Here is a 16,173-nt window from a genome sequence, read left to right as displayed (position 1 = left end):
ATTTTATTTTAAATTCAGCCTAATTCGTGACCACCCAGCGCTCCGGGGCCTCCGTCTGGCCGATCAGCGCCAATCCATAGGCGATCGATTCGAACTGGTCCGCCGAGGTCAGGCGGTTCTCGCCGAATCGATCCACGAAGAGATTGCGGATGGCCGGCACGAAGGAGGTGCCGCCGGTCAGGAACACGCGCTCGATTTCCTCCGGCTTTACTCCGGCCTTGGCGAGCGCCTCGTCCACCGTGTTCGCGATCCGGCCGACATCCTCGGCGATCCAGCTCTCGAAATCGGCCCGGGTGATCCGTGCCTGAATATCGACGCCCTCTCCTTCAAAGCGGAAATCGGTCTCGTCCTGGCTCGACAGCGCCACTTTCGTCGAGGACACGGCGCGATAGAGCGCAAAACCCAGATCGTATTCGATGATGTCGATGAACTTTTCCAGCGGCACGGGCTCGAGCGCCGTGCGGGCGAGCTCGCGCAGCTCCTTCAGATCGCCGCTGCCCTTCATCATGGCGAGCTGATTCCAGCGCGCGAAATTGGCGTAGTAGTGGTTCGGGATGGAAAGGATCTTGCCCATCGAGCGATATTGCCCGCCCTTGCCGAGGCGGGGTGAGACGACCTTGTCGACGATCCGGTAATCGAAGGCATCGCCGGCAAGACCGATGCCCGAATGGCCCAGGGGCTCGGCCCGCAGCGCGCCGCCAGCCTTGGAAAAGCGCATCACCGAGAAGTCGCTGGTGCCGCCGCCGAAATCCGCCACGAGCACGGTGGAATCGCGATCGAGCTGCCGAGCATAGAAGAAAGCCGCCCCAACCGGCTCGTAGACATAGCGGGCATGCTCCGCCCCGAGTCGGCCGAAGGCGGCCCGGTAGCGCTGCATGGCGAGATCGTCGTCCGGGTTGTAGCCGGCGAACTGCACCGGCCTGCCGACGACGACGTTGCGGGCGCCCCAATCGAGGCGCGAGCCGCCATGGCGCATGAGGGTGCGCAGGAAAGCGCTCAGCAGATCCTCGAAGCCGTAGCGTTCGCGGAAGATCCGGGTCTCCTTGAAGGTGGCGCTCGCCGCGAAGGTCTTGAAGGACTGGATGAACCGGTGGGCGTGGAGCCCCTCCAGGAACTGGTCGATGGCCCAGGGCCCGCCCTCGACATGGGTGCGCAAGCCATTGCCGTGCCGCTCGTCCCAGAAGCATAGGGCCGTCACATAGACCTTCAGGCTCTCGCCGCCATGGGCGAAGGTCAGCGCTTCCACGCGCCCGTTCGGGTCCGCGATGGCAACAACCGTGTTGCTGGTGCCGAAATCGATGCCGATGGACAGATCGTGAGACGGGGGCATGGCGACCTCGAGGGACAGGCGAAGGGCCGGACGGTCTATACGCCAAGCCCCTCCAAGCCAAGCGGAAATGTCGGATGAGTCGATATTCCCTTACGACACTGCGACCCTACCGCTGTGGAGGGCCCGTTGACCGGTGGGTGTCCGGCACCGTAGAAGCCGCGCCTTACGTTGTCTCGGAGACTTTCATGCTATCCATCGGTCAGCGCATCGCGAACGAACTGAGTGTTCAGGAATGGCAGGTCAAGGCGGCCGTCGATCTGCTCGATAGCGGTTCCACCGTTCCCTTCATCGCGCGCTACCGCAAGGAAGTCACCGGCACCCTCGACGATGCCCAGCTGCGCACCCTTGAGGAGCGGCTGCGCTACCTGCGCGAGCTGGAGGACCGGCGCAAGACGATCCTCGACAGCGTCCGCGAGCAGGGCAAGCTCACCGACGAGCTGGCGCTCCAGCTCAACACCGCCGACACCAAGGCGCGGCTCGAAGATCTCTACCTGCCCTACAAGCCTAAGCGCCGCACCAAGGCGCAGATCGCCAAGGAGGCGGGTCTCGAGCCTCTGGCCGACCTGCTCCTCGCCGAGCCGGCCCGCGAGCCGAAGGAGGCTGCGGCCGCCTTCGTGAATGCGGAGAAGGACATCGCCACTCCGGAGGCCGCCCTGGAAGGTGCGCGGTCCATCCTGGTCGAGCGTTTCGCCGAGAACGCGGAGCTGCTGGGATCTTTGCGCGAAACCTATTGGGAGCGCGGCAGCCTCACCTCCAAGGTGCGCGACGGCAAGCAGAACGACGGCGCGAAATTCGCCGACTACTTCGACTTTGCCGAACCGCTGACCAAGCTCCCCTCTCACCGCATCCTCGCACTTTTCCGCGGCGAGAAGGAAGAGATTCTCGACCTGCGGATGGACGAGGACAAGGACAGCGCCGAGTCGGGCTATGTCAGCCGCTACGAGGGCAGGACAGCGCTCGCTTTCAACATCGCCGATCGGGGCCGCCCGGGCGACAAGTGGCTGCTCGACACGGTGCGCTGGGCCTGGCGCACCAAGCTGCGCTTCTCGATCGAGCTCGACATGAAGATGAAGCTCTGGCAGCTCGCCGAGGATGAGGCGGTCAAGGTCTTCGCAGGCAATCTGCGCGACCTGCTGCTCGCCGCTCCCGCCGGCGCTCGCCCGACCCTCGGCCTCGATCCGGGCTTCCGCACCGGCGTGAAGGTGGCGGTGGTGGATGCAACTGGCAAGGTTGTGGCAACCGATACCATCTACCCGCACGAGCCGAAGCGCCAATGGGATGAATCCATCGCCACGCTGGCGCGGCTCTGCCGGGTTCATAAGGTCGAGCTCGTCGCCATCGGCAACGGCACCGCCTCGCGCGAGACGGACAAGCTCGCCGCCGAGCTGGTCTCGAAACACCCGGACCTGACGCTCACCAAGATCATGGTGTCGGAGGCCGGCGCCTCGGTCTATTCGGCTTCCGCCTTCGCCAGCCAGGAACTGCCGGATCTCGACGTGTCCTTGCGCGGCGCCGTCTCCATCGCGCGCCGCCTGCAGGATCCGCTCGCCGAACTGGTGAAGATCGACCCGAAGTCCATCGGCGTCGGCCAGTACCAGCACGATCTCGCCGAGTACAAGCTTTCCCGCTCCCTCGACGCGGTGGTGGAGGATTGCGTGAACGCGGTCGGCGTCGATCTCAACACCGCCTCCGCTCCGCTGCTCGCCCGCGTCTCCGGCCTCGGTGATTGGGTTGCGCAGAACATCGTGACCCATCGCGACGCCAACGGCCCGTTCAAGACTCGCAAGGCCCTGACCAAGGTCTCGGGCCTGGGTCCGAAAACCTTCGAGCAGGCGGCGGGCTTCCTGCGCATCGCGAACGGCGACGACCCGCTCGATGCCTCCGGCGTCCATCCTGAGGCCTACCCGGTCGTGCGCCGCATTCTCGAAGCCACGAAGGGCGACATCAAGCTGGTGATCGGCAACGGCAATGTCCTGAAGAAGCTCAATCCGCAAAACTTCACGGACGAAAAATTCGGCGTGCCGACGGTGAAGGACATCCTGGGCGAGCTGGAAAAGCCTGGCCGCGATCCGCGCCCCGAATTCAAGACCGCCACTTTCATGGAAGGCGTGGAGAAGATCGGCGATTTGAAGCCTGGCATGATGCTGGAAGGCGTCGTCACCAACGTGGCGGCGTTCGGCGCCTTCGTTGATGTGGGCGTGCACCAGGACGGGCTCGTGCATATCTCCGCCCTCGCCGACACCTTCGTGAAGGATCCGCGCACGGTCGTGAAGCCGGGCGACATCGTGAAGGTGAAGGTGCTCGAGGTCGACGTTCCGAGGAAGCGCATCTCGCTCTCGATGCGCATGAGCGACCCGGCCGAGAAGCGTCCGGCCGGGCGCCAGGACGACAACCGGACGGCGTTCCAGAAGCACCGGGCTCAGGCCGAGAGGAAGCCGGCGCCGCCGGCCTCCTCGGGCGGCGCCCTCGCCGATGCCCTGCGCCGGGCCGGCATGGACAAGGGTGGTCGGAAGTAGGCGGCTTGTAGCCGCCTCTGAACTGCTCTAGAAGCAACATGTCTCACGGGGAGCCTCATGCCGAGGCTGAGAGGTGGTCAGGCCACCGACCCGTCGAACCTGATCCGGGTCATGCCGGCGGAGGGAATGAGCATGCGACATCGCCACAAAAGCCATGCCCCGTGCGATCTGCGCCGCCCAACCGGCCTGCCTCATGCATGGGAGCGCCCTTAAGATGCTACGCCGATTGCTTCTCACCCTCGTGTCGCTCGGGCTCGCCACCGGCCTTGCCCAGGCGCAGACCAAGCCGACGCTCACCGTCTATACCTACTCCTCGTTTTCCGGAAAATACGGCCCCGGCAAGACCGTCAAGGAGCGCTTCGAGGCGACCTGCGGCTGCGAGCTGACTTGGGTTTCCGCCGAGGATGCGGGCAGCCTGCTCGGGCGGCTGCGCCTGGAGGGCGAGAACACCAAGGCCGATGCGGTCGTCGGGCTCGACATGAATCTCGTGGCCGAGGCGAAGGCCCTCAACCTCTTCGCGCCGCATGGCGTGGATGAGAAGGATCTGGCACTTCCTATCAGATGGAGTGACAACACCTTCATCCCGTTCGACTGGGGCTACTACGCCTTCGTCTACGATTCCAACAAGCTCGCCAACCCGCCCAAAAGCCTGAAGGAGCTGGTCGACAATCCCAATGGTCCGAAAGTAGTGCTGCAGGACCCGCGCACCAGCGCGCCGGGCCTCGGCCTGCTGCTGTGGATGCAGAAGGTCTATGGCGACAAGGCCGGCGAGGCCTGGGGTAAGCTCAAGCCCCGCATCGTCACCTTCACCAAGGGCTGGTCGGAGGCCTATGGCCTCTTTCTCAAGGGCGAGGCCGACATGGTGATGTCCTACACCACTTCGCCGGCCTATCACGTGATCGCGGAGAAGAAGGACAACTACAAGGCCGCCGCCTTCGCGGAGGGCCATTACCTCCACGTGGAGCTCGCCGGCATGACGCGCACGACGAAGCAGCCGGAACTCGCCAAAAAATTCATGGCCTTCATCCTCAGCGAGCCGTTCCAGTCGGCGATGCCCGAGGGCAACTGGATGATGCCGGCGAAGCCCCCCGCTGCCGGCCTGCCGGCCGCGTTCAAGGATCTGGTGCAGCCGAGCCAGGCGCTGCTCTTCAGCCCTGAGGACGTGCAGCAGAACCGCCGCGCCTTCACCGATGCCTGGCTCAACGCCACGGCACGCTGATCGCCGATGCTGACGCTGAGGCTGCCCCATCCCGGAACCCTGGTGGCTTTGGCCATCGTGAGTCTGGTTGCCGGCGGCTTCATCGCTCTTGCCGGCTTCGATGGAGGGACGCCGGCGCTTCTTTCCATCGGCCCCTATCTCGGCCAGGTGCTCGCCTTCTCGATCACGCAAGCCCTTCTCTCGACATTGCTGTCGATCGCACTCGGCATCGGCCTCGCGCTGGCGCTGGCGCGCCGCAGGTTCCCCGGCCGCGATATCGTGCTCGCGATTCTCGGCACCACGATGGTGATGCCGACCATCGTCGCGGTCTTTGCGGTCTTTGCCGTCTACGGCCGCAGCGGATGGCTCGCCGAGCTTCTCGCGTTTCTCGGGTGGAAAGGCGGTTTCAGCATCTTCGGCTATCCCGGCATCCTGATCGCGCATGTGTTCCTGAACGGCCCCTTCGTCGCGCGGATCACGCTCGACGGATTGAACCAGGTTCCGGCCGAGCATTGGCGCCTCGCCACCGCCTTCGGCTTCACGCCCTTCCAGATCTTCCGCCATCTCGACTGGCCGGTGCTGCGTGGCGAGATGCCCGGCATCGCCGGGCTCATCTTCCTCATGTGCTTCAAGAGCTTCGCCATCGTGCTGGCCTTGGGCGGGGGCCCAAGCCGCTCGACCCTCGAAGTGGCGATCTTCGAGGCGCTGAAGATCGATCTCGATTTCGGCCGCGTCGCCTGGCTCGCCCTGATCCAGCTCGCGATCTGCCTGTCGATGACCACCCTTCTGCACTGGGCCTTCACCCGGCCGCCCGTCGGCCACACGATCCGCAACCTCGTTCATCGCCCCGATGCGAAGAACAAGGGGCTCAAGATTCTCGATGCTGTCGTGCTCCTTGTCAGCGCCCTCTTCATCGCGCCGCTCGCCTTCAGCGTGCTGACGGGCTTCCGCTCCATTCTCGCTGTGATCGATGCCGATCTTCTGCGCGCCTTCCTCACGAGCCTGACCATTGCGACCGCAGCCGCCGTGCTCGCATGCGCCCTCGCCTTCGCGCTCGCCTCCGCCGCCCGGCGGCAGCGCCTCGTGCTGCGCTCGCCGCGCATCGCGAGCTTCTACGATCTCCTGCCCGACGCGCTTCTCGCCGTGCCGCCCTTCGCGCTCACCGCGGGCCTTTTTCTGCTGATCCAGCGCTTCGGCGATCCGTCGCGGGCAGGCCTCATCCTTCTGCCGCTGATCAACGGGCTCGCGGCCGTGCCCTTCGCCTATCGCTATGTGGCGCCCCATCTCCTCACGACCGAGGAGCGCTACGGCCGCGTCGCGGCATCGCTCGGCCTCACCGGCTGGTCGAAGCTGGCGATCATGGACTGGCCGGTGCTCAAGCGCCCGCTCGCCGCGGGCTTCGTGCTTGCCATGGCCTTGTCGTTCGGTGATTTCGGCATCATCGCCCTTTTCGGCGGCACGGAACTGGTGACCCTGCCCTATCTGCTCTACGAGCGTCTCGGCGCCTACCGGCTCGACGAGGCATCGAGCATCGGCCTCGTCATCGTCCTCTTCGCCGTCCTTCTCGCTCACGCGTCAGGTCGTCTGTCCCATGCTGGTGATTGAGAATTGCCGCTTGACCTGGCCGGATTTCACGGCCGATTACTCGCTCACGGTCGAGACGGGAAATCTCTGCGCCGTCATCGGGCCCTCGGGCGGCGGCAAGACGACCCTGCTGCACATGATCGCCGGGTTCGAGCGGCCCGAGAGCGGCGCCCTGACCTTCAACGGGCAGGACCTCCTGCCGCTCGAGCCGGCGAAGCGCCCCGCGGCAATCGTGTTCCAGGACCACAACCTGTTTCCTCATTTAAGCGCAGCGCAGAACGTGGCGCTCGGGTTGCGCCCGTCCTTACGCCTGACGCGGGACGAGCAGTCGCTCGCGGCCGAGGCGCTCGACTCGGTCGGGCTCAAGGGCTTCGACGAGCGCAGGCCCGGCGAGATGTCGGGCGGGCAGCGTCAGCGCGTGGCGCTGGCGCGTGCGCTCGTCTCGGGCCGTCCATTGATCCTCCTCGACGAGCCGTTCAGCAGCCTCGATCCAGCCTTGCGCCGCGACATGATCCTGCTCGTCGACGAGATGCGGCGCAGGCGCCCCGTCACCATCCTCATGACGATCCACACGCCGGAGGATGCGGCCGACATGGCCGATCAGATGGCGTTCGTGGCCGACGGACGGGTGGTGGCGTCGGGACGACCCACGGACATTCTCGGCAGCGCACTCGCGCCGAGGATCGCGGCGGCCGTGTCGGATTCGTGACCGGCCTGTAACGCCCAACACTTTACAGAGTCCTCATCCTGAGGAGGCCGCGTAGCGACCGCCTCGAAGGAGGTTCCAGTGCTCTCTGGATGCTCCTTCGAGACGCAGACGTCTTCTGCTCCTCAGGATGAGGACTAAGGAGGGACAAAACGTGGATGGCCGGCACAGGGCCGGCCATGACGTGGTGGGTGTCACGCGCTGTCATTCCGGGGCCGCGTAGCGGAGCCGGGAAGCCATAACCGCTGACAGCGCAGGAAAGCGTGTAAGGCCGAGGGCCTCGCTTTGGGCTGTGGTGTTTATGGTTTCCGGGCTCGCCTTCGGCGCCCCGGAATGACAGCGCAGATGTCATCCCCGCTCCGCCAGAACCGAGACACCTTCCGCGTCGAACACATGCAACGCCTTGCGCGGCACATGGGCGGTGTACGACCCGCCCGGCGCCGCATCGGTCTCGCCCGGTGCACGGACGATCACGTCGTCGCCGCTCGCAAGCCTCATGTAGACATAACTCGACTCGCCGAGCTGCTCCACAGCATCGATGGTGCCGCGCAGCGAAGCGGCATCGTCTCCGCCCTCTTCCATGTGCTCGGGCCTGATGCCCACCGTGACGGCGTCTCCCGGTTTCAGGCTGGCGGGCCTCACCGCAAGCGGTGCTTCCGTCCCTGCAAATCCGATGGTGGCTATATTCCCTTCCACCCGCAGAACCTGCCCCTTGATGAAATTCATGCGCGGCGAGCCGATGAAGCCGGCGACGAAGAGGTTGCGCGGATGGCGGTAGAGCTCCAGCGGCGCGCCGACCTGCTCGATCCGGCCGTGGTTCATCACCACGATCTTGGAGGCGAGCGTCATGGCCTCGACCTGATCGTGGGTGACGTAGATCATCGTGGCGCCGAGATCCCGGTGCAGCTTGGCGATCTCGAGGCGCGTGTTGACGCGAAGCGCCGCATCGAGATTCGAGAGCGGTTCGTCGAACAGGAAGACGCTCGGGTTGCGCACGATGGCGCGGCCGATAGCGACGCGCTGGCGCTGGCCGCCCGACAATTCCCGCGGCTTGCGGTCGAGGAGCGGAGTGAGTTTCAGGATCTCCGCCGCCTGCCGCACGCGCCGGTCGACCTCCGCCTTGTTGGTCTTGGCGAATTTCAGGCCGAAGGCCATGTTCTTGTAGACGTTCATATGCGGGTAGAGCGCATAGGACTGGAACACCATCGCGATCTTGCGGTCAGCCGGCGGCAGCTCGTTGACGCGTTTGTCGCCGATCCTGATCTCGCCGCCGCTGACATTTTCCAGGCCTGCGATGATGCGCAGCAACGTGGACTTGCCGCAGCCCGAGGGGCCGACGAAGACGACGAACTCGCCGTCCTTCACCGCCAAGTTGATGTCGCGCAGGATCTCGGTCGCTCCAAAGGACTTGGCAACACCTTGCAGGGAAACGTCGGCCATCATTCACTTCCTGGAGCGAGACATCACTTCACGGCACCGGCGGTGAGGCCGCGCACGAGATAGCGCGAGAAGAGGAGGTAGAGCACGAGGACCGGCGCGATCGCCAGCGTCAGCGAGGCAAGCACCGCATTCCAGTCGGTCACGTATTGCCCGATGAATTGCTGCACGCCGAGGGTGATCGTCTGCTTGCCGTCGCCCGGTGCCAGGATCAGCGGGAACCAGAGATCGTTCCAGACCGGCACCATGGTGAAGACCGCAACCGTCGCGATGGCGGGGCTGATCAGCGGCAGGATGATGCTGAAGAAGATCCGGTATTCGCTCACCCCGTCGCAGCGGGCGGCATCGCGCAGATCCTTCGGGATCTGCTGAATGAACTCGCCGAGGATGAGAATCGCGAGCGGCAGCCCTTGCGCCACATAGACGAGGATCAGCGCGGTCAGCGTGTTGACGAGGTTCAGCTCCACCATCATGCGCAGGATGCTGACGCTGCCCAACCGGATCGGCACCATGATGCCGATGGCAAGATAAAGGCCGATCAGGGTGTTGCCGGGAAACTTGTACTCGGTCAGCGCCCAGGCGGCCATGGCGCCGATGAGCACGATCAGGACCAGGGAGACGATCGTCACCGTGAGGCTGTTGAAGAAGTAGAGCCCGAAATCCGCATTGGCGAAGACCCGGTCGAAGCCGATACTGGTGAAGGTCTGGCCGTTGGGGAGCCCTAGCGGATCTGCAAAGATCGCCCGGCGCGTCTTGAAGGCGTTGATCAGGATGAGAACGATCGGGCCGAGCGCCAGGATCGTGTAGAGGATGAGCCCGATATGGACGGCGATGCGGCCGGGCCTGACATTCATGCTCCCGCCTCCCCTAGAAGGTATGCCGCTGCAGCCGCCGCTGCACGCCGAAGAGATAGATCAGCACGCCGATCAGAATGATGATCAGCATGGCTGTCGCCACCGCCGCTCCCATGGTCGGAGAACCGACCTGGAGCTGGAAGCCGAAGAAGGTGCGATAGAAGAAGGTGCCCAGGATGTCGGTGGAGAAATTCGGTCCCGCCAACGCGCCCTTGATCGCATAGATGAGGTCGAAGGCGTTGAAATTGGCGACGAAGGTGAGGATCGACACCACGCCTAGCGTCGGCAGGATCAGCGGCAGGCGCACGAACCAGAACACGCTGAAGGGTCCCGCACCGTCGACGGTCGCCGCATCGAGCAGGTCGTCGGGAATGTTGAGGAGTGCCGCATAGATCAGCATCATCGGAATGCCGACGAACTGCCAGACGGAGATGAGGGAGACTGTCAGCAAGGCCGTCGATTCCTGGCCGAGCCAGGGTCCGAAGAGGCTTCCCAGACCCACGGCCTTCAGAAGGCTCGGTGCGATGCCCCAGAGTGGATTGAGGATCAGCTGCCAGATGAAGCCGATGATGACCACCGAGAGCATGGTCGGCAGGAAGATGAGCGTGCGGTAGACGCTTCCTCCCGCCAGCCGAGGGAGGCTGAGCAGCATGGCGAGGCCTAAGCCGATGCCGTTCTGCACCACCATGTGGATGGCGAAGAAGATCAGGTTGTTGCGAAGGGCGTTCCAGAAATGGCCCGACCAGTTCGGGTCGCCCAGGAGCGTCTGGAAATTCTGGAAGCCTACGAAGCTACGCGCGCCGGTCTCGTCGCCGGCATAGAGGCTGAGGCGTATCGTGTCGATCAGCGGATAGATCGAGAACAGGGTATAGATCGCGAGCGCCGGCGCCAGGAACACCGCGATGTGAACCGGAAAGCGCGCACGGACAGGAACCGCATCCGCCCGCTGCACGCTCGTGGCCGTGAGATCCGTCATGCTGACCTAAAACCGATGAGTTCGGGAAGAGCGGACCGCCCTGCACGAGCGGCCCGCCTCAACGTTTCAGCGCTTACTTCTTGTGCGGCTCGTACCAGCTGGCGAGGCCGTCCTCCACCTTCTTGGCCGCCTCCTCCGGCTTCATGGCGCCGTTCATCACCTGGGCGCTCACGTTCCAGAGCTCGGTCTCGAGGTTCGGCGTGCCGCGGGCGAGGATCTGATAGGAGTTGCGGATCGAGCTTTCGCAGGTGCCGCGCCAGCCGACGAACTTGGCCGCAACCGGATCCTTCACCGTGACCTTGTCCTTGGAGAGCGGGAAGAAGCCCGGCAGCTCGTTGGCGTAGATGTCGGCGAATTCGGGCGAAGCCACCCACGAGAGAAAGGTCTTGGCGGCGTCCGCGTTCTTCGACTTGGCATTGATGCCGATCGCGATATCCGTGTGGTCGCTGATGTAGCACTTGTCGCCGGCCTTCGCGACCGGCGGAGCGAAGGCGTCGAACTCGAAATCGGCCTGCTTGCGGAAGATCGGCACGTCCCAGGAGCCGGCCGGATAGATCGCCGCGCGGCCGAGCGTGAAGAGGTTCTGCGTATCGGGATACTTTTGGGCCTTGTAGCCGTCGCCCATGTAGGGCGCCCAGGTCGCCAGCTCCTTGAACACGTCAACATAGGCCGGATCGGTGAATTTCTGCTTGCCGTCGATGAGCGCCTTGCGGCCCTCCTCGCCCTTCCAGTAGTTCACGCCGATATTCTGGAAGCCCATGGTGGCGGCCTCCCACTGATCGGCCGTGCCCATGGCGAGCGGGGTGTACTTGCCGTCCGCCTTGATCTTGTCGAGCACCGCGTGGAACTCGGCAAGCGTCTTCGGCGGCGTGAGCTTGAGCTCGTCGAAGATCTCCTTGTTGTAGACGAAGCCGTGGATCACCGAGGCCATCGGCATGCAGAAGGTGGTCTTGCCGTCATCGGTCGACCAGGCACTCTTCGCCACGTCGGAAAAGTTCTCGATGCCCTTCACGTCGTTGACGGAAACCAGGTTGCCCTTCTTGAACATGTCGAGGGAGGTATCGAAGGGACGGCAGGTGATGAGGTCGCCTGCGGTGCCGCCGGCAAGGCGCGCGTTCAGGGCGGCGTTGTATTCGGTCGGCGGATCGGCCTTGAACTGAACCTTGATGTCGGGATGCTTCTTGTTGAAGGCGGGGATGATCTTTGTGTTCCAGACGTCCGCATCGTCGTTGCGCCAGCTTTCGATGGTGAGCGTCTGGGCCGAGGCGGCATTGGCGAAAGCAAAAGCCGCCGCGGCCACCGAGGCGGTCGCGAGCAGCCGTCCTGCGCGGCGCAAGGCTGCTTCCGAATGGAGTTTCGTCATCGTCTCTTTCCTCCCTAGCGGAGAGGCGTTTGGGATAACGCCCCTTGAGAAACTGTCCCTCTGATTGTCCCGTGCATTTTCTGTTGCATTCTTGTGCTTCGCAGCGGACGAGCCAGACTGTTCCACCGGAAAGCTTTCCGGACAAGTGACCTCATATTGGTATCGACAAAATTCAAAGACAACTGGTCTTTGACGGTAGCGCAGGAGGATTTACCGCCTTCGTCGTCGCAAATTCTTGCGCTCTTGCCGCGCTGTGCGAGCGGCCCGCTCGCCGAGGCATCTGGGTATTCTCGGCCGCCACCTCTTCCCGAACTGGATATTAAGTGGCATGGTGCCTGTCCGTTAAGAGAGCCCGCGAGATCCATTCCGATATGACCGACCTTATGTTCCTTGGCATCGACGGCGGCGGCACCAAATGCCGGGCCCGCCTGCGCAATGCCGAAGGCCGGTTGCTCGGCGAGGGAACCGGCGGGCCGTCGAACATCCGCCTCGATCCCGATCTGGTCTGGAACTCGATACTAGGCGCATGCCGCGAAGCTCTCGCGCAGGCCGGTCTCCCCGAGAGCGATCTCGAGCGAATCCACGCCGGCATGGGTGCGGCCGGCGCAGGACAGACCTCTGCCGTGGATCGTCTCCTGTCGCGCGCGCATCCGTTTGCGTCCTTCGACATCGAGACGGACGCCCACACCGCCTGGCTCGGCGCCTTCAACGGCGGCGACGGAGCGATCCTGATCATCGGCACGGGCTCCTGCGGCTATGGCGGTACCAGCGGCGATTGTCATTATGTCGGTGGCTGGGGCTACGAGATTTCGGATGAGGGCAGCGGTGCCGCCATCGGGCGCGAATTGCTGCGGCGCTGCATCTGGGCCCATGACGGACGCAGCCCCTCGACGCCGCTCTCGGATGCGATTCTGGCCGAGTTCAACAACGACCTCGAAATCCTGGTCGACTGGGTCGGCAAGGCCCGTCCGGCGGATTACGGACGCTACGCGCCGCTCGTCCTCGACCATGCCGAAAAGCGCGATCCGCTCGCCGTCGCGATCGTCTCGCAGGCTGCCGACGGATTGGGGGCGATCGCCCTGCGCCTGCTCGACCTCGGCGCGCCGGCGATCTGCCTCTTCGGCGGCCTGGCGGAGCCGCTCCGGCCCTGGCTGCCGCCGCCCGTCCAGAAGACCATCACCACACCTCTCGCGGATGCGGTCGACGGCGCCATCCTTCTCGCCCGCCTCGCGCTCCAGGGAAGGCAGCCATGACCGATCAATCCGGCGAGGCGCTGGCCTTCCTGCCTCTCGACGAGGGCAATCCCACGCCGCTTTATCTGCAGCTGCAGCAATCCATTGAGGAGGCGGTGCGCAAGGGCGCGCTCAAGGCCGATGCGGCGCTTCCCGGCGAGCGCGATCTCGCCAAGCAGCTCGGCATCTCGCGCGTCACCGTCCGCAAGGCGATCACGGGCCTCGTGCAGAAAGGCGTCCTCGTGCAGCGGTGGGGGTCCGGCACCTTCATCGCGCCGCAGATGCGGCTCGAACAGCCGCTCTCGCGCCTGTCGAGCTTTACCGACGACATGTCGGCGAGAGGCCTGAAATCCTCCGCCGTCATGCTGAGCCAGTCGACCGGCCCCGCCTCCACCGACGAACTCATGGCGCTCGGTCTCTCGCCCGGCGATCTGGTGAGCCGCGTCAACCGCCTGCGCCTGGCGAACGGCATCCCGATGGCGATCGAGAATGCCGTCGTGCCGTCCCGTGTGCTGCCCGACCCTTCGCTCGTGAAGCAATCGCTCTATGCGGTGCTGCACGATCAGGGCTTCATGCCGACCCGCGCCCTGCAACGGCTGCACGCGGTTCTCCTGAGCGAGGAACAGGCTTCCCTGCTCGGCGTTGCGCCCAAGAGCCCGGCTTTGTACATCGAGCGCCGCTCCTTCACCGCCGGGGGCGAAGTGGTCGAGTTCACCTCGTCCTATTACCGGGGCGATGCCTATGATTTCGTGGCCGAGCTGACCATCAGCCAGCCCGAACGGATGCAAAACGACGATGCCTGACAAGAACGACACTGCCTCCACCCTGACCGCCATGCTGCGCGAGGCGCAGGAAGCACCTGAAGTCGTCGCGCGCCTCATCGAGAGGAACGCGCACCTGTGCCGCGAGCTCGGCGAGCGCCTGCGCGCATCTCCGCCGCCGTTTGCCGTCACCTGCGCGCGCGGCAGCTCGGACAATGCGGCGACCTTCGTCAAATACCTGCTCGAGATCCATTCCGGCCTCGTCACCGCCTCCGTCGGCCCTTCCGTGACCTCCGTCTACGAGGCACGCCCGCGCATGCGCGACGCGCTCTTCCTCGCCGTGTCGCAATCGGGCCGCAGCCCCGATATCCTCAATCTCGCCCAAGCCGGGCGCGACGACGGCGCGCTGACCGTCGCCCTTCTGAACGACACCTCCTCGCCGCTCGCCTCCACCTGCGAGTTCGTGCTGCCGCTGCATGCGGGCCAGGAGAAGAGTGTCGCCGCCACCAAGTCCTTCATCGCCGCTCTCGCCGCCGGCTTCCAGCTCGTCGCCCATTGGTCGCAGGACCAAGACCTGCTCGATGCGCTCGATACCCTGCCCGACGTGCTGGCACGCGCCTCCGCAACCGACTGGTCGGCGGCTGTTCCCGTCCTGACGGAGGCCGACAACCTGTTCGTCGTCGGCCGCGGCGTCGGCTTCGCCGTCGCGCAGGAGGCCGCGCTCAAGCTGAAAGAAACCTCGGGCATCCATGCGGAGGCGATGAGCGCCGCCGAGCTGATGCACGGCCCATGGACGCTGGCCGGCGACCACTTCCCGATCCTCGTGCTCAGCCAGCGCGACGAGACCCTGAGCGGCGTCAACGATCTCGTGACCAAGCTCAACGAGCAGGGCGTTCCGGTCATCGTCGCCGGAGCGGCGGAAGGCAAGGCCAGCGTGACATTGCCCTCGGTCGAGGACGTACATCCCTATCTCGCCCCGATCGCTCTCATCCAGAGCTTCTATCCCCTCGTGAACGCCACTGCCTTGGGCCGCGGACGCAATCCGGACAATCCTCCGCGCCTGCGCAAGGTGACGGAGACCCTGTGATGGCCATTGCCCTGACCGGTGCCCGCATCTTCGACGGATCGCACATGCTCGACGGCCGCGCCGTCGTCATCGAGAACGGCCGCATCCGCGGCGTGCCTGCGGAAAAGGATCTCGGCACCGGCATCGAGCGCCGGGCCTTGCAGGGGCTTCTCGCTCCCGGCTTCATCGATACGCAGGTCAATGGTGGCGGCGGCGTGCTCTACAACGACTTGCGCAGCGTCGAGGGCATCAAAACCATCGCCGAGGCGCACCGCACCTTTGGCACGACAGGCCTGCTGCCGACCCTCATCACTGATACCCGCGAGACGATGGCCGAGGCGGTCGAGGTGATGCGCGCAGCGCTCGATGCCGGCATTCCCGGTGTGCTCGGCATCCATCTCGAAGGCCCCTTCATCAGTCCCGAGCGCAAGGGCGTGCACAATCCCGCCTTCATGCGTCCGATGGAGGATGAGGACATCGCCATCATGACCTCGCTTGCGAAGGGACGGACCCTCGTGACCCTGGCGCCGGAGCGCAACGGCATGGATGCCATCGCGCGGCTTGCGGCGGCAGGCGTGCTTGTCTGCGCCGGCCATACGGCGAGCGACTATGAGACGGTGATCGAAGCCACCCGCCACGGCCTGCGCGGCTTCACGCATCTCTTCAACGCCATGCCGCCCATGGCCGGGCGCGATCCCGGCCCCGTCGGCGCCGCGCTCGACAGCAGGGACACCTGGTGCGGCCTCATCGTCGACGGCCACCATGTAAGCGATGCGGCGTTGCGCGTCGCCATTGCCGCCAAGGGTACGGAGCGGATGATGCTGGTGACCGATGCCATGTCGGTGACGGGCACCGATCTCAAAAGCTTCGACCTGCATGGCCGGACGATCTATCGCAAGGACGGCAGGCTTACCACGGCGGACGGCACGCTCGCCGGCTCCGACCTCGACATGGCAAGCGCCGTGCGCAACAGCGTCGAGCGCCTCGGTCTCGCTCTGCCGGACGTGCTGCGCATGGCCTCGCTGATCCCGGCGCAGTTCCTGCGGCTCGATCACGAACTCGGCCGCATCGCGCCGGGCTATCGCGCCGACCTCGTGCTGCTCGACGACAGCCTGCAGGTGCGGCAGACTTGGATCGGTGGGGAATAGCG

13 protein-coding genes and 1 riboswitch are annotated in these 16,173 nt (G+C 65.0%); of the genes, 8 read left to right on the top strand and 5 right to left on the bottom strand.

Features of this window, described 5'->3' with window-relative positions:
• Positions 1-19: 19 nt before the first annotated feature.
• The gene (locus JKL46_RS02355) at positions 20-1,330 is read right to left on the bottom strand and encodes an Hsp70 family protein (RefSeq protein ID WP_201829807.1); all 1,311 of its coding nucleotides are present in this window, start codon (positions 1,328-1,330) and stop codon (positions 20-22) included.
• Positions 1,331-1,515: 185 nt separating this feature from the next.
• On the opposite strand from JKL46_RS02355, the gene JKL46_RS02350 reads away from it, so the two are divergent.
• The 4 genes from JKL46_RS02350 (at position 1,516) to JKL46_RS02335 (ending at position 7,337) form a co-directional block, all read left to right on the top strand.
• Entirely contained in the window at positions 1,516-3,846 is a 2,331-nt protein-coding gene (locus JKL46_RS02350) for a Tex family protein (RefSeq protein ID WP_201829806.1), read from the top strand.
• 36 nt (positions 3,847-3,882) lie between these two features.
• Positions 3,883-3,990, top strand: a riboswitch (TPP riboswitch).
• Between the two features lie 70 nt (positions 3,991-4,060).
• Positions 4,061-5,065 (top strand): thiamine ABC transporter substrate binding subunit, encoded by a 1,005-nt coding sequence (gene thiB / locus JKL46_RS02345; RefSeq protein WP_201829805.1) that lies wholly within the window; start codon positions 4,061-4,063, stop codon positions 5,063-5,065.
• A 6-nt stretch (positions 5,066-5,071) separates the two neighbouring features.
• Positions 5,072-6,649 carry an ABC transporter permease subunit gene (locus tag JKL46_RS02340; RefSeq protein WP_201829804.1) on the top strand — a complete coding sequence of 526 codons (1,578 nt, stop codon included), beginning with the start codon at positions 5,072-5,074 and terminating at the stop codon, positions 6,647-6,649.
• Between the two features lie 10 nt (positions 6,650-6,659).
• Positions 6,660-7,337 (top strand): thiamine ABC transporter ATP-binding protein, encoded by a 678-nt coding sequence (locus JKL46_RS02335; protein WP_246529099.1) that lies wholly within the window; start codon positions 6,660-6,662, stop codon positions 7,335-7,337.
• A gap of 345 nt (positions 7,338-7,682) precedes the next feature.
• On the opposite strand, the gene JKL46_RS02330 is transcribed toward JKL46_RS02335, so the two are convergent.
• From JKL46_RS02330 to JKL46_RS02315, 4 genes are all read right to left on the bottom strand, one after another.
• On the bottom strand, positions 7,683-8,774 hold the full coding sequence (locus tag JKL46_RS02330; protein WP_201829802.1) for an ABC transporter ATP-binding protein: 1,092 nt from the start codon (positions 8,772-8,774) through the stop codon (positions 7,683-7,685).
• 23 nt (positions 8,775-8,797) lie between these two features.
• Positions 8,798-9,625, bottom strand: coding sequence for a carbohydrate ABC transporter permease (locus JKL46_RS02325; RefSeq protein ID WP_201829801.1), 828 nt, complete (start codon positions 9,623-9,625; stop codon positions 8,798-8,800).
• A gap of 13 nt (positions 9,626-9,638) precedes the next feature.
• A complete protein-coding gene (locus JKL46_RS02320; protein WP_210381184.1) occupies positions 9,639-10,601 on the bottom strand; it encodes a carbohydrate ABC transporter permease in 963 nt (320 codons plus the stop codon).
• A 73-nt stretch (positions 10,602-10,674) separates the two neighbouring features.
• The gene (locus tag JKL46_RS02315; protein ID WP_201829800.1) at positions 10,675-11,964 is read right to left on the bottom strand and encodes an ABC transporter substrate-binding protein; all 1,290 of its coding nucleotides are present in this window, start codon (positions 11,962-11,964) and stop codon (positions 10,675-10,677) included.
• A gap of 371 nt (positions 11,965-12,335) precedes the next feature.
• Here JKL46_RS02315 and JKL46_RS02310 point away from each other — a divergent pair, with 371 nt between their 5' ends.
• The 4 genes from JKL46_RS02310 to nagA are packed head-to-tail and all read left to right on the top strand — an operon-like array spanning position 12,336 to position 16,171.
• The gene (locus JKL46_RS02310) at positions 12,336-13,217 is read left to right on the top strand and encodes a glucosamine kinase nucleotide-binding domain-containing protein (protein ID WP_201829799.1); all 882 of its coding nucleotides are present in this window, start codon (positions 12,336-12,338) and stop codon (positions 13,215-13,217) included.
• Positions 13,214-13,999 carry a GntR family transcriptional regulator gene (locus JKL46_RS02305; protein ID WP_201829798.1) on the top strand — a complete coding sequence of 262 codons (786 nt, stop codon included), beginning with the start codon at positions 13,214-13,216 and terminating at the stop codon, positions 13,997-13,999. Before JKL46_RS02310 ends, JKL46_RS02305 begins: the two co-directional genes overlap by 4 nt.
• Complete coding sequence (locus tag JKL46_RS02300; RefSeq protein ID WP_201829797.1) at positions 13,992-15,044, top strand: SIS domain-containing protein; 1,053 nt, start codon at positions 13,992-13,994, stop codon at positions 15,042-15,044. Before JKL46_RS02305 ends, JKL46_RS02300 begins: the two co-directional genes overlap by 8 nt.
• Positions 15,044-16,171, top strand: coding sequence for an N-acetylglucosamine-6-phosphate deacetylase (gene nagA / locus JKL46_RS02295; RefSeq protein WP_201829796.1), 1,128 nt, complete (start codon positions 15,044-15,046; stop codon positions 16,169-16,171). Before JKL46_RS02300 ends, nagA begins: the two co-directional genes overlap by 1 nt.
• Positions 16,172-16,173: the final 2 nt, after the last annotated feature.

The organism is Microvirga zambiensis WSM3693, from assembly GCF_016735695.1.
Lineage (GTDB): Bacteria > Pseudomonadota > Alphaproteobacteria > Rhizobiales > Beijerinckiaceae > Microvirga > Microvirga zambiensis.
This window is presented reverse-complemented; position numbering and strand designations above follow the sequence as displayed.

Coding starts and splice junctions, on each gene's coding strand:
- JKL46_RS02355 (WP_201829807.1), bottom strand. CDS start 1,330: ATGCCCCCGTCTCACGATCTGTCCATCGGCATCGATTTCGGCACCAGC.
- JKL46_RS02350 (WP_201829806.1), top strand. CDS start 1,516: ATGCTATCCATCGGTCAGCGCATCGCGAACGAACTGAGTGTTCAGGAA.
- thiB (WP_201829805.1), top strand. CDS start 4,061: ATGCTACGCCGATTGCTTCTCACCCTCGTGTCGCTCGGGCTCGCCACC.
- JKL46_RS02340 (WP_201829804.1), top strand. CDS start 5,072: ATGCTGACGCTGAGGCTGCCCCATCCCGGAACCCTGGTGGCTTTGGCC.
- JKL46_RS02330 (WP_201829802.1), bottom strand. CDS start 8,774: ATGGCCGACGTTTCCCTGCAAGGTGTTGCCAAGTCCTTTGGAGCGACC.
- JKL46_RS02325 (WP_201829801.1), bottom strand. CDS start 9,625: ATGAATGTCAGGCCCGGCCGCATCGCCGTCCATATCGGGCTCATCCTC.
- JKL46_RS02320 (WP_210381184.1), bottom strand. CDS start 10,601: ATGACGGATCTCACGGCCACGAGCGTGCAGCGGGCGGATGCGGTTCCT.
- JKL46_RS02315 (WP_201829800.1), bottom strand. CDS start 11,964: ATGACGAAACTCCATTCGGAAGCAGCCTTGCGCCGCGCAGGACGGCTG.
- JKL46_RS02310 (WP_201829799.1), top strand. CDS start 12,336: ATGACCGACCTTATGTTCCTTGGCATCGACGGCGGCGGCACCAAATGC.
- JKL46_RS02305 (WP_201829798.1), top strand. CDS start 13,214: ATGACCGATCAATCCGGCGAGGCGCTGGCCTTCCTGCCTCTCGACGAG.
- JKL46_RS02300 (WP_201829797.1), top strand. CDS start 13,992: ATGCCTGACAAGAACGACACTGCCTCCACCCTGACCGCCATGCTGCGC.
- nagA (WP_201829796.1), top strand. CDS start 15,044: ATGGCCATTGCCCTGACCGGTGCCCGCATCTTCGACGGATCGCACATG.